The organism is Mycobacterium sp. SMC-17, assembly GCF_045310915.1.
In the GTDB taxonomy this organism is placed as follows: Bacteria; Actinomycetota; Actinomycetes; order Mycobacteriales; family Mycobacteriaceae; genus Mycobacterium.
Map to the genome: position 1 here is coordinate 1 of NZ_JBJIAK010000009.1, position 12984 is coordinate 12984.

Here is a 12984-nt window from a genome sequence, read left to right on the forward strand (position 1 = left end):
ATCATCCCAGCTCAGAAGGCACTTTCCTCGTTACGACACCCGACCAAACAGTCAGTTCATCGGTGGATCGAGGCTAAGGTCATCCCAGGCGCGCCTGATCACGGCCTCGGTGTCGAGGTCGAACAACAGCTCGACCGAGTGCACCATGTCAGCCGACCAGGCTCGAAACCCATTGCGGATCAAATGCTTTCGCACTGACGGCAGCGAACTCCGCGGGCGACAACCGGCCCGCGCCGTCGGGCAGCACGGCGCGCACCGGAGCGATGTCCGCGAGCGCACTCCGATTGGAGGTTTCCGCGAGCCCCGGTTCGTGCGGCCAGCTGCCGATCACCAGTCCGGCGCAGGCGATGCCGTGCGCGGCCAGCGACTCGACGGTCAGGCCCGTGTGGTTGAGAGTGCCGAGGCCCGGTGCGACGACGACCAGGACCGCGGCCCCGAGCTCGACGGCCAGGTCGCGCAGCGTCGTGCCGTCGGCGCCGAGTTGGACGAGCAGTCCCCCGGCACCCTCGACGAGCGTCAGCTGACGGGGCCGATCGACGTTCCGGACCAGAGCGACGAGCTCGTCGCGCGCCGGCAGCGTAAGACCGGCCAACTCGGCCGCCGCGAGGGGCGCCAGCGGTTCGGGGTAGCGCCAGCCCGGCACGAGCGAGGTGATGTCGGCCAGCCGCGCCACCTCGGCGAGATCGTCGTCGCCGTGCCCGGCCGCGGGCGCGATGCCGGTCTGCACCGGTTTACAGACCGTCACGTCCAGCCCGGCCTGGCGGGCGGCACTGGCCAGCGCCGCGGTGCCGATGGTCTTGCCGACTCCGGTATCGGTACCGGCGACCAGGAGCACCGTCACGACTGCACCAGCGCGAGCACCTCGCCGAGCACCCGCCCGGCCAGGTCGAGCTCGGCATCGTCGAGCGACGCGCGCGCGGTCAGGCGCAGCCGCGAGGTGCCGGCCGGCACCGACGGCGGGCGGAAACAGCCGACCCGAACGCCGCGGTCCAGGCAGGCCGACGCGGCGGCCAGCGCGACCTCGGGGTCGCCCAGGATCACCGACACGACGGCGGAATCAGGCGTATCGACGGCGCCGCCGAACCGGGCCAGCGTCGCGGCGTGGGTAAGCACGGCCTGTGCCCGCCACGGCTCGGCGATGAGGACCTGCAGCGCGGCTTGCGCGGCGCCGACGGCCGCCGGGGCCAGCCCGGTGTCGAAGATGAAGGTGCGCGCGGCGTCGATCAGGTGGGCCCGTACTGCGGCCGGGCCGAGCACCGCGCCGCCCTGGCTGCCGAGCGACTTGGACAGCGTCGTCGTCACCACGATGTCGGGGGCACCGGCCAGACCCACCTCGTGCACCAGGCCACGGCCACCGGTGCCGCGGACGCCGAGGCCGTGGGCCTCGTCGACGATCAGCAGCGCACCGTGCCGGCGGCACACCTCGTGCAGGGCGCGCAGCGGGGCGAGGGCGCCGTCGGTGGAGAACACCGAATCGGTGATCACGACGGCGCGCTCCTCGGACCGGCTGATCAGCGCGGTCTCGACGGCGCCGACGTCGTTGTGCGGGGATACCACCACCCGCGCCCGGGACAGCCGACAGGCGTCCACCAGCGACGCGTGGCTGTAGGCGTCGGAGACGACCAGAGAACCGGGGCCCGACAGCGCCGCCACCGCGGCGATGTTGGCGGTGTAACCGGACGAGAACACCAGCGCCGACTCGGCACCCATGAATTCGGCCAGCTCGGCCTCGAAGTCCTCGTGCAATTCGGTGTTGCCGGTCACCAGCCGCGATCCGCCGGAGCCCGCACCCCAGGTGTGCAGCGCCGTCACGCCGCCTGCGATGACGTCGGGATGCTGCGTCAGGCCGAGATAGTCGTTGGACGCCAGGTCCAGTTCGGTGGCCACCGCGGGCCGGACCCGCAGCGACCGGCGCAGCCCCTCGGCCCGGCGCCGGCGTTCGACATCGGCGAGCCAGGCCAGCGGCGAGTGCTCGGTCATCGGCGCGCTCCTGACTCCAGTGCTATTGAACGGTGTTCAGGTTAACGCACGGGCAACGGCGACCACAGCAGAGGTGACCTGGTCGATCTCGGCGGGTGTGCAGATGAAGGGCGGCATCACGTACAGCAGCTTGCCGAAGGGCCGCAGCCACACGCCGTGCTCGATCGCGGTGACCGTGGCGAGTGCCATGTTCACCGGTTCGCGCATCTCGACCACGCCGATGGCGCCCAGCACGCGCACATCGGCGACCGACGGCAATTCGGCCGCCGGCGCGAGACCTCGCCGCAGCCCCTCCGAGATCTCCGCGACCCGGGCCTTCCAGTCCTGTCCCAGCAGCAGCTCGACGGCTGCCACCGACACCGCGCACGCCAGCGCGTTGGCCATGAACGTCGGCCCGTGCATCAGTGCGCCCGGCTCGCCGGAGCTGATCACCCGCGCGATCTCCCCTGTGCACAGCGTCGCCGCCAGCGTGACATAGCCACCGGTCAGCGCCTTGCCGACGCACATGATGTCGGGGCTGACGCCGGCGTGATCCGCGGCGAACAGCTCCCCGGTGCGCCCGAAACCGGTCGCGATCTCGTCGAAGATCAGCAGCACGCCGTGCCGCGTGCAGATGTCGCGCAGCGCCGTGAGGTAGCGCGGGTCGTGGAACCGCATGCCACCGGCGCCCTGGACCACCGGCTCGACGATGACGGCGGCGAGCTCGTCGACGTGCGCAGCGAGCTGGGCCTCGAAGGCCTCGACATAGGCGGGGTCGAATTCGGTGGGTACCCGCGGCGCGAAGATCTGCGGCATCAGGACATCGGTCCAGATGGAGTGCATGCCGCCGTCGGGGTCGCAGACGCTCATCGGGGTGAAGGTGTCGCCGTGGTACCCGCCCCGCCACGTCATCAGCTTGTGCCGGCCGGGACGGCCGAGGCTGCGCTGGTACTGCAGCGCCATCTTCGCGGCGACCTCGACGGACACCGAGCCCGAGTCCGAGAAGAACACCGTGTCGAGACCGGCCGGGGTGATTTCGACGAGCAGCTGCGCCAGCCGCGCCGCGGGCTCATGCGTGAGGCCGCCGAACATCACGTGGTTCATCCGGCTCAGCTGCCGCGTGATCGCGGCGTCGAGCACGGGGTGCCCGTGCCCGTGCACCGCCGTCCACCACGAGCTCATCGCGTCGATGACCTGGACCGGGCGACCTTCGTGGATGAGGGTCAGCATGATGCCGTGCGCCTCGGTGGCAACCACCGCCGGCAAAGCCTCGGCGCCGATGGTGCTGTACGGGTGCCAGATGTGGGCGGTGTCGATCGCCGAGATTTCGGCAGGGTTCAGCGCTGGCACGAGGACCGAGCCTAATCGCCCCGCAGGCACGTCGAAACCGGCCTACTCAGCGGGCGGGCGACTCGCCGTTACATGAACCAGACCTGGATCTTGGGTAGATTGACATCCGACCATGACGACTCTTGCAGCACCGCGGCCGGCGTCGCAGCCCGGGTCGGGCAACGCCGTGCACGTCACCGACAGCGGTGCGGACTCCGCTGCGGGCAACGCGCCCAGCGGGTTCTACCGCCACGACCTGGACGGTCTGCGCGGCATCGCCATCGCCATGGTCGCCGCCTTTCACGTCTGGTTCGGCCGCGTTTCCGGTGGTGTCGACGTCTTCCTGGCGCTGTCCGGTTTCTTCTTCGGCGGCAAACTTCTGCGCATCGCGCTGACGCCCGACGCGCCGCTGTCCCCCGGACCGCAACTGCGCCGGCTGGTCCGTCGCCTGCTGCCCGCCCTGATCGTCGTCCTGGCCGCCGGCGCCGTGCTGACCATCGTGATCCAGCCCGAAACGCGCTGGGAGACGTTCGCCGACCAGAGCCTGGCCAGCCTCGGCTACTACCAGAACTGGGAGCTGGCCGAGACCGCCTCGAACTATCTGCGGGCCGGCGAATCCGTCAGCCCCCTGCAGCACCTCTGGTCGATGTCGGTGCAGGGCCAGTTCTATGTCGCGTTCCTCGCGCTGATCTTCGGCTTCGCATATCTGTTCCGGCGCCGGCTCGGCGACCGGCTACGGCCGGCGTTCATCGCGCTGCTCAGCGTGCTGACCGTCGCGTCGTTCGGCTACGCGATCTTCGCGCACCAGGCCGACCAGGTCAGCGCCTACTACGACAGCTTCGCCCGCGCCTGGGAGTTGCTGCTCGGCGCGCTCGTCGGCGCGCTGGTGCCGTCGGTCCGGTGGCCGATGTGGCTGCGCAACGTGGTGTCGATGGTCGCACTGGCGGCCATCCTGTCGTGCGGCGCGTTGCTCGACGGTGTCCGCGAATTCCCCGGCCCCTGGGCGCTGGTTCCGGTCGGCGCGACCATGCTGTTCATCCTCAGTGCCGCAAATCACACCGAGCGGCTGCCCGCGCCGAACCGGCTCCTGGCCACGGGCCCGTTCCTGTCGCTCGGCACCATGGCGTATTCGCTGTACCTGTGGCACTGGCCGCTGCTGATCTTCTGGCTGGCCTACAGCGGCCACAGCCGGGCCCATTTCGTCGACGGCACCATCGTGCTGCTCGTCTCCGGGGTGCTGGCCTGGCTCACCACCCGCTACGTCGAGAACCCGCTACGCCGGCCGTCGACGACGGCAAGTTCCGCCGGACTGGCCGGGCTGCGGCGTCCCACCGCCGTGTTGGGGACGCTCGTCGCCGTGCTGGGCGTGGCGCTCACCGCCACCGCATTCACCTGGCGCGAGCACATGAACATCGAGCGGGCCAACGGCAAGGAGCTCGCCACGCTCAACCCGGTCGACTACCCGGGCGCGCGGTCGCTGCTGCGGCACCTCAAGGTGCCGAAGCTGCCCTTCCGCCCGACCGTGCTCGAAGCCAAGGACGACGTACCGGCCACGACGGCCGACAGCTGTATCGCGGACTTCGACGACCTGTCCATCCGCAACTGCTCCTACGGCGACGTCGCCGCGACCCGCACCGTGGCGCTCGCCGGCGGTTCGCATGCCGAGCACTGGATCACCGCGCTGGACCTGCTCGGCAAGCGCTACCACTTCAAGGTGGTCACCTATCTGAAGATGGGTTGCCCACTGTCGACCGAGCAGAACCCGCTGGTGATGGGCGACAACCGGCCGTACCCGAAGTGCTACGAGTGGAACGAGCTGGTCATGCCGAAGCTCGTGGCCGACCACCCGAGTTTCGTCTTCACCACCTCCACGCGGCCCTGGAACATCAAGTCCGGTGACGTCATGCCGGGCACGTACATCGGAATCTGGCAGCGCCTGTCGGATGCGAACATCCCGATCCTCGCCATGCGCGACACCCCGTGGCTGGTGCGGGACGGTAAGCCGTTCTTCCCGGCGGACTGCCTTGCCAGCGGCGGCAATTCGACGTCATGCGGTATCGCCCGCTCCGAGGTACTGTCCGACCACAACCCGACCCTCGATTTCGTCGCGCAGTTCCCACTGCTGAAACCGCTCGACATGAGTGACGCGGTGTGCCGCCCTGACATCTGCCGCGCTGTGGAGGGAAATGTGTTGCTGTATCACGACTCTCATCATCTGTCCGCCACGTACATGCGCACCATGACCGCCGAGCTCGGCCGCCAGGTCGGGGCTGCCACCGGCTGGTGGTGAGCTGCCTTCATGGTTGTTGGCGTCTGGCCGGGTAGCGCCTATCCCCTCGGTGCGACCTACGACGGGTCCGGCACGAATTTCTCGCTGTTCTCCGAAGTCGCCGAGCGCGTCGAGCTGTGCCTGATCGCGAAGGACGGCACGGAGGAACGCGTCAACCTCGATGAGGTCGACAGCTACGTGTGGCATTGCTACCTGCCGGCCGTGACGCCCGGGCAGCGCTACGGATTCCGGGTGTACGGGCCGTGGGACCCGGCCCACGGACACCGCTGCGATCCGAGCAAGCTGCTGCTCGACCCCTACGGCAAGTCGTTCCACGGCGATTTCGACTTCGGCCAGGCGCTGTACTCCTACGACATGGCGGCGCCGTCGGCCACCGGCGAGCCACCCGGCATCGATTCGCTGGGGCACACCATGACGAGCGTGGTGATCAACCCATTCTTCAATTGGGACAACGACCGGCTACCGCGGACACCGTATCACGAGACGGTGATCTACGAGGCCCACGTCAAAGGCATGACGCAGACGCACCCGGCCATCCCGGAGGAACTGCGCGGCACCTACGCCGGGCTCGCCCACCCCGCGATCATCGAGCACCTGAATTCCCTCGGTGTCACCGCCATCGAGCTGATGCCGGTGCACCAGTTCCTGCACGACCACCGGCTGCTGGACCTGGGCCTACGAAACTACTGGGGCTACAACACGTTCGGCTTCTTCGCGCCGCACTACCAGTACTCGTGGAACCAGCACGCCGGCAGCGCGGTCGCCGAGTTCAAGACCATGGTGAAGTCGTTCCACGAAGCGGGCATCGAAGTCATCCTGGACGTGGTCTACAACCACACCGCCGAGGGCAATCACCTCGGCCCGACGCTGAACTTCCGCGGCATCGACAACGCCGCCTACTACCGCCTCGATGACGACGACCCGTCGCTCTACAAGGATTTCACCGGCACCGGCAACAGCCTCAATGCCCGCCATCCCCACACGCTGCAGCTCATCATGGATTCGCTGCGGTACTGGGTGCTGGAGATGCACGTCGACGGCTTCCGCTTCGACCTCGCCTCGACCCTGGCCCGCGAGTTCTACGACGTGGACCGGCTGTCGGCGTTTTTCGATCTGGTGCAACAGGATCCGGTGATCAGCCAGGTGAAGCTGATCGCCGAGCCGTGGGATGTCGGCGAGGGTGGCTACCAGGTCGGCAACTTCCCAGGTTTGTGGACCGAATGGAACGGGAAATACCGCGACACTGTGCGCGACTACTGGCGGGGCGAGCCCGCGACCCTCGGCGAGTTCGCCTCGCGGCTGACCGGTTCCTCGGATCTGTACGAGGCGACCGGCCGCCGGCCGAGCGCGAGCATCAACTTCGTCACCTGCCACGACGGCTTCACGCTGACCGATCTGGTGTCCTACAACGAGAAGCACAACGAGGCCAACGGCGAAGACAACCGGGACGGCGAGAGTCACAACCGGTCCTGGAACTGCGGCGTCGAGGGCCCGACCGACGACCCCGAGATCCTCGAGCTCCGGGAACGCCAGCGCCGCAACATCTTCGCGACACTGATGCTGTCGCAGGGCACCCCGATGATCAGTCACGGCGATGAGATCGGGCGCACCCAGCAGGGCAACAACAACGTCTACTGCCAGGACAACCCGCTGTCGTGGATGGACTGGACGATGTGCGAGACCAACGCCGCGCTCCTGGAATTCACCCGCACCGTGGTGGCGTTCCGGCGCAAGCATCCCGTCTTCCGGCGCCGCCGGTTCCTGGCCGGTCAACCGGTGCGCAGCACCGGGCAGGTGCGCGACATCGCGTGGCTGACCCCGGCCGGCGAGGAAATGACGCTGGAGGACTGGGATTCCGGCTTCGGCAAGAGCATCTCGGTGTTCCTCAACGGCGATGCGATACCCGAACCCAACGCCCGCGGTGAGCGGGTCACCGACGACTCGTTCCTGCTGTGCTTCAACGCCCACGACGAGGCCCTCGATTTCGTGATGCCGGGAGAGGACTACGGCGCGAGCTGGGCGGCGGCCCTGGATACCGCGGATCCGCACGGTCACACCGAACTGGTGGCCGAGGCCGGCGCGACGATCTCGCTACAGGCCCGCTCGCTGCTGGTGTTGCGTAAGACGGCGTGAACGCCGTGCCTGTTTCATCGACATACCGACTGCAAATGCGCAGCGACGGCATGACTTTCGACGACGCGCTGGCCCTGCTGCCCTATCTCGACGATCTCGGCGTCTCGCATCTCTATCTGTCACCGGTGCTGACCGCCGTCGCCGGGTCGACGCACGGCTACGACGTCACCGACCCGACGGCCATCTCGGCGGAGCTCGGTGGGCCCGAGGGCTTCGCCCGGCTCTCCGCGGCGGCACGCGCGCGCGGCATGGGGCTCGTCGTCGACATCGTGCCCAACCACGTGGGCGTCGAACGGCCCGAGCAGAACCCGTGGTGGTGGGACGTCCTGGCGCACGGTCGTTCGTCTCGGTTCTCCGCATACTTCGATATCGACTGGGACCTGGACCCCGACGGCCGAATCGTGTTGCCGGTGCTGGGTTCCGACGCCGACGTCGACGACCTCGCCGTCGACGGTGACGTGCTCCGGCTGGGTGACCGGTCCTGGCCGATCCGGCCCGGCACCGGCGCGGGCACGGCCGCCGAGGTCTACGCCCGGCAGGCGTATCGGTTGACGGGCTGGCAGTCCGGTTTCTGCGGCTACCGGCGGTTCTTCTCGATCACCTCGCTGGCCGCGGTGCGCCAGGAGGACCCGGACGTGTTCGACGCCAGCCACGCCGAGATCGGCCGCTGGTTCCGTGAAGGCCTGGTCGACGGACTGCGCGTCGACCACATCGACGGATTGACCGATCCCGCGGGCTATCTCAGTCGGCTACGCGAGCTGACCGGACCCGACGCGTGGATCGTCGCCGAGAAGATCCTCGCCGCCGACGAGCCGCTGGAACCCAGCCTGCCCATCGGCGGTACCACCGGTTATGACGTGTTGCGGGAGATCGGCGGGCTGTTCGTCGACCCGGACGGCGCCGATGTGCTGACGGAGCTGGCTCGCGAGACCTGCTGCGACGTCCGGGAATTGAAGGTCAAGGTCGCCACCGAGACCCTGGCCAGTGAGCTGTCCCGGCTGTGTCGCGCGATCGTTCGGGTGACCGGGACCGACGATCCCGCGCTACCGACCGCCATCGCCCAAGTGGTCAGCCGCGTCGGCGTGTATCGCACCGACTACCGGGTGTTGTCCGCGGTGCTGCCCGAGGCCATCAGCGAAACCACCGGCGCAGCACCGGAACTGGCACCTGCTCTACAGCTGGTTATCACGGCACTGCAGCAGCCCGAGCCTGCCGCGCGACTGCAGCAGCTGTGCGGCGCGGTGACCGCCAAGGCCGTCGAGGACACCCAGTTCTACCGCGACGCCCGGTTCGTGTCGCTCAACGAGGTCGGGGGCACCCCCGAACGGTTCGGGATGAGCACGGCCGAATTTCACCAGCGGGCCGCCGCGCGCCGACGGGACTGGCCGGCCACGATGGTGACGCTGTCGACGCATGACACCAAGCGCAGTGAGGATGTGCGGGCCCGCATCACGGTGCTGTCGCAGTGCGCCGACCGATGGGCGCGGCGCGTCCGCCGCTGGAACACGGTGTGCCTACCGCCCGACGAGGGCACCGGATTGTTCCTGTGGCAGAACATCATCGGCGTGTGGCCGGTGTCCGGCGACGTCGACGACACCGTCCGGGAGCGACTGCACGCCTACGCCGAGAAGGCCATCCGGGAGGCCGAGCTGCATACCGATTGGGAGCAGCCGGACCACGAGTTCGAAGGGGCCGTGCGCGACTGGATCGACGCCCTGCTCGACGGACCGGTGGCCAATGAGGTGACCGCGCTGGTCCGACAGCTCGATGAGGCCGCGCGTTGCGATGCCGTGGCCCAGAAGCTGCTGGCCCTGACTGTGCCGGGTATCCCCGACGTCTACCAAGGCACGGAACTGTTCGACGACAGCCTGGTGGACCCCGACAATCGTCGTCCGGTGGATTTCGCACGCCGGCAGACGGAACTGACGGCCTTGAGCCACCCCAAGATTCGGGTGGTCGCGGCAGCGTTGCGGTCACGCCGGGAGCGGCCGGCGACGTACCTGTCGGGCGAGTACACGCCCGTCACCGCCGACGGTCCCGCCGCCGACCACGTGATCGCGTTCCAGCGGGGTACCGATGTCCTGGTTGTCGTCCCCCGCTGGACACTGAAGCTCAACGAATCCGATTGCGCCGAAACCACTCTCGCACTGCCCGCCGGCGAGTGGACCGACCGGCTGACCGGCCGCACCTGGTCGGGCACCGTCACCGCCGACGCACTGTTCGCCGAACTGCCGGGCGCACTTCTGGAGAAAGCCCGTGGCTGACCACGAATTCTCGGTCTGGGCGCCTACGCCCGACAACGTGACTCTCGACGTCGACGGGGCCCGCTACCCCATGACCCGCTCCGACGACGGGTGGTGGCGCGTCACCGTCGACGTGCCGGCCGACGCCCGGTACGGCTTCGTCGTCGACGACTCCGAACCGCTGCCCGACCCCCGCTCGCCGCGGCAACCCGATGGCGTACACGGACTTTCACAGCTGTGGACGTCCGCGCCGCCGGCCCCCTGGCCCGGCCGCACCATCGACGGCACGGTGATCTACGAACTGCACGTCGGCACGTTCACCCCGGCCGGCACGTTCGAGGCCGCCATTGAACGGCTGGACCACCTCGTCGGCCTCGGCGTGGACTTCGTCGAACTCATGCCGGTCAACGCCTTCAGCGGCAGCCACGGCTGGGGCTACGACGGCGTGCTGTGGTACGCCGTGCACGAACCCTACGGCGGCCCTTCGGGTCTCGTGCGCTTCGTCGACGCCTGCCACCAGCGGGGCCTGGGCGTGCTGCTCGACGCGGTGTTCAATCACCTCGGCCCATCGGGGAATTACCTACCCAAGTTCGGGCCGTACCTGACCGTGGGCCGGACGCCGTGGGGCGAGGCGATCAACATCGCCGCCGCCGACTCCGATCCGGTGCGCCGGTACATCATCGACTGCGCCCTGCGCTGGATGCGGGACTTCGGCATCGACGGCCTGCGGCTGGATGCGGTACACGCGCTGGTCGACACCACAGCCGTTCACCTGCTGGAAGAGCTGGCCGCCGAAACCGATGCGCTGGCAACCGAACTCGGCCGCCCACTGGCACTGATCGCCGAAAGCGACCTCAACGACCCGCGGCTGATCACCCCGCGGGACCAGGGCGGCTACGGACTCGCCGCTCAGTGGGACGACGACATCCACCACGCCATCCACACCGCGGTGTCCGGAGAACGACAGGGCTACTACGCCGACTTCGGATCCATGCAGACGCTCGCCACCACCCTGGCCCGCGGCTTCTTCCACGCCGGCACCTACTCGTCGTTCCGGCGCCGGCGCCACGGCCGGGCCCTGGACACCACGAGCATTCCGGCCACCCGGCTGCTGGCCTACACCTGCACGCACGACCAGGTGGGCAACCGGGCGATCGGTGACCGCCCGTCGCAGAACCTCGACTTCGGGCAGCTGGCGATCAAGGCCGCGCTGGTCCTCGGATCGCCCTATACGGCAATGCTTTTCATGGGCGAGGAGTGGGGCGCGTCGACACCGTTCCAGTTCTTCAGTTCACATCCCGAACCCGAACTCGCGCGCGCGACGGCCGAGGGCCGCAAGGCCGAGTTCGCCGATCACGGCTGGGCCGCCGACGACATCCCCGATCCGCAGGATCCGGCGACGTTCCAGCGTTCCAAACTCGACTGGGACGAGGTCGGCACTGGCGAGCACGCCCGCCTGCTGCAGCTCTACCGCGACCTGATCACGTTGCGGCGCACCGAACCCGACTTCGCCGACCCGTGGCTGGACCACCTGCGCGTCGAGTTCGACGAGGCCGACCGCTGGATCGTCATGCACCGCGGTGCGTTCGCCGTGGCGTGCAACCTCGGCGAACAGCCCGTCGCCGTACCCATCACCGGTGAGTCGGTCCTGTCCTCGGCCGAGCCTCAGATCGGGACAACCGCCACGACACTGCCCGGCCACAGCTTCGCGGTCCTCCGTCGACGCCCCTAGGTCAGGTAACGGTAAGCCGGTGACCCCGGCTCCAACGGCTCCACGTGGATGCCCGAATTGTGCATCCGCTCGAGCAGTCCGTCGAAGTTGGCGGCCGACCCGAGTTCGATGCCGACGAGCGCCGCGCCGGTCTCCCGGTTGTTGCGCTTGACGTATTCGAACAGGGTGATGTCGTCGTTGGGCCCGAGCACCTCGTCCAGGAACCGCCGCAGCGCGCCGGGCTCCTGCGGGAAGTCCACCAGGAAGTAGTGCTTGAGACCCAGGTGCACCAGTGACCGCTCGAGCACCTCGCCGTAGCGCGAGACGTCGTTGTTGCCACCGGAGATCAGGCACACGACCGTCGAGCCGGCCTCGACGCCGTTCTCCATCAACGCCGCCACGGACAGCGCGCCCGCGGGCTCGGCGATGATGCCCTCGTTCTGGTACAGGTCGAGCATCGCGGTGCACACCGCGCCTTCGTCGACGGTCGTCACCGACACCATGTCGCCGGCCGCGGCGAGCGCCGCGTAGGTCAGCTCCCCGGCCCGCGCCACCGCCGCGCCGTCGACGAACTGGTCGACGTGCTCCAGCGTGACCGGCTCGCCCTTGGCCAGCGCCGCGATCATCGACGCCGCACCGGCGGGCTCGGCGCCGAGCACGGCGGTCGCCTTGGTGTGCGCGGTCAGGTAGGTGGTGATGCCGCTGATGCAGCCGCCGCCGCCGACCGGCACGATCACCAGGTCGGGCTCGCCGTCCAGCTGCTCGAGGATCTCGACGGCGATGGTGCCCTGCCCGGCCATGGTGCGCAGGTCGTCGTACGGCGGGACCAGCGTGGCCCCCGTCCGGGCGACGTCCTCGAGCGCGGCCTCGGCGGCCAGGTCGTAGGTGGCGCCGCCGACGATCAGCTCGATGAAGTCACCGCCGTGGTAGCGGATGCGGTCCCGCTTCTGTTTGGGGGTCTTGGCCGGGACGTAGACGCGGCCGTGCACACCCATCGAGCGGCAGGCCAGCGCGAAACCCTGGGCGTGGTTGCCCGCCGACGAGCACACCACGCCGGCGGCCTTCTCCTCGTCGGAGAGCTGCATCAGCAGGTTGTAGGCACCCCGCAGTTTGTACGAGCGCACCGCCTGCAGGTCCTCACGCTTGAGGTACACCTGGGCGCCGGTCAGCGCCGACAGCCGATCGCTGTACTGCAGCGGGGTGCGGGTGACCACCGAGGAAATTCGCCGGGCAGCCGCATCGATGTCGGCCGCGGCAAGCGGCGACGTCCTGTGGGTTCCCTGGCTCAGCTCGGCAGACACCGTCTAATGGTGTCATCT

General features: G+C 68.9%; 8 protein-coding genes. 4 read left to right on the plus strand and 4 right to left on the minus strand.

Annotated elements, in window-relative coordinates; genetic code table 11:
- Positions 1-148: 148 nt before the first annotated feature.
- Genes bioD through ACJH7A_RS08330 form a run of 3 tightly spaced genes read right to left on the minus strand, consistent with a single transcriptional unit; the run spans position 149 to position 3309 of the window.
- Positions 149-841, minus strand: a complete 693-nt coding sequence (bioD, locus tag ACJH7A_RS08320) for a dethiobiotin synthase (RefSeq protein ID WP_061002346.1) — start codon at positions 839-841, stop codon at positions 149-151.
- The gene (locus tag ACJH7A_RS08325; protein WP_061002348.1) at positions 838-1980 is read right to left on the minus strand and encodes an 8-amino-7-oxononanoate synthase; all 1143 of its coding nucleotides are present in this window, start codon (positions 1978-1980) and stop codon (positions 838-840) included. The genes bioD and ACJH7A_RS08325 overlap by 4 nt, the downstream gene beginning before the upstream one ends.
- A gap of 36 nt (positions 1981-2016) precedes the next feature.
- Positions 2017-3309, minus strand: coding sequence for an adenosylmethionine--8-amino-7-oxononanoate transaminase (locus tag ACJH7A_RS08330; RefSeq protein WP_406801765.1), 1293 nt, complete (start codon positions 3307-3309; stop codon positions 2017-2019).
- 112 nt (positions 3310-3421) lie between these two features.
- Between ACJH7A_RS08330 and ACJH7A_RS08335 the strand changes: the two genes are divergently transcribed.
- Genes ACJH7A_RS08335 through treZ form a run of 4 tightly spaced genes read left to right on the plus strand, consistent with a single transcriptional unit; the run spans position 3422 to position 11686 of the window.
- A complete protein-coding gene (locus ACJH7A_RS08335) occupies positions 3422-5578 on the plus strand; it encodes an acyltransferase family protein (protein ID WP_406801766.1) in 2157 nt (718 codons plus the stop codon).
- 9 nt (positions 5579-5587) lie between these two features.
- Positions 5588-7711, plus strand: a complete 2124-nt coding sequence (glgX, locus tag ACJH7A_RS08340) for a glycogen debranching protein GlgX (protein WP_406801767.1) — start codon at positions 5588-5590, stop codon at positions 7709-7711.
- 5 nt (positions 7712-7716) lie between these two features.
- A complete protein-coding gene (gene treY / locus ACJH7A_RS08345) occupies positions 7717-9975 on the plus strand; it encodes a malto-oligosyltrehalose synthase (RefSeq protein ID WP_406801768.1) in 2259 nt (752 codons plus the stop codon).
- Positions 9968-11686 (plus strand): malto-oligosyltrehalose trehalohydrolase, encoded by a 1719-nt coding sequence (treZ, locus tag ACJH7A_RS08350; protein ID WP_406801769.1) that lies wholly within the window; start codon positions 9968-9970, stop codon positions 11684-11686. Before treY ends, treZ begins: the two co-directional genes overlap by 8 nt.
- Here the strand turns inward: treZ and ilvA are convergent.
- Positions 11683-12966: a threonine ammonia-lyase IlvA gene (ilvA, locus tag ACJH7A_RS08355; protein WP_212813916.1), complete on the minus strand. Its 1284-nt coding sequence runs from the start codon at positions 12964-12966 to the stop codon at positions 11683-11685. The two genes, treZ and ilvA, sit on opposite strands and share 4 nt — an antisense overlap.
- Positions 12967-12984 lie beyond the last annotated feature (18 nt).

Bases quoted from the DNA above. Each gene is read 5' to 3' on its own strand.
- ACJH7A_RS08325 (WP_061002348.1), bottom strand. From the start codon at position 1,980: ATGACCGAGCACTCGCCGCTGGCCTGGCTCGCCGATGTCGAACGCCGG.
- ACJH7A_RS08335 (WP_406801766.1), top strand. From the start codon at position 3,422: ATGACGACTCTTGCAGCACCGCGGCCGGCGTCGCAGCCCGGGTCGGGC.
- glgX (WP_406801767.1), top strand. From the start codon at position 5,588: ATGGTTGTTGGCGTCTGGCCGGGTAGCGCCTATCCCCTCGGTGCGACC.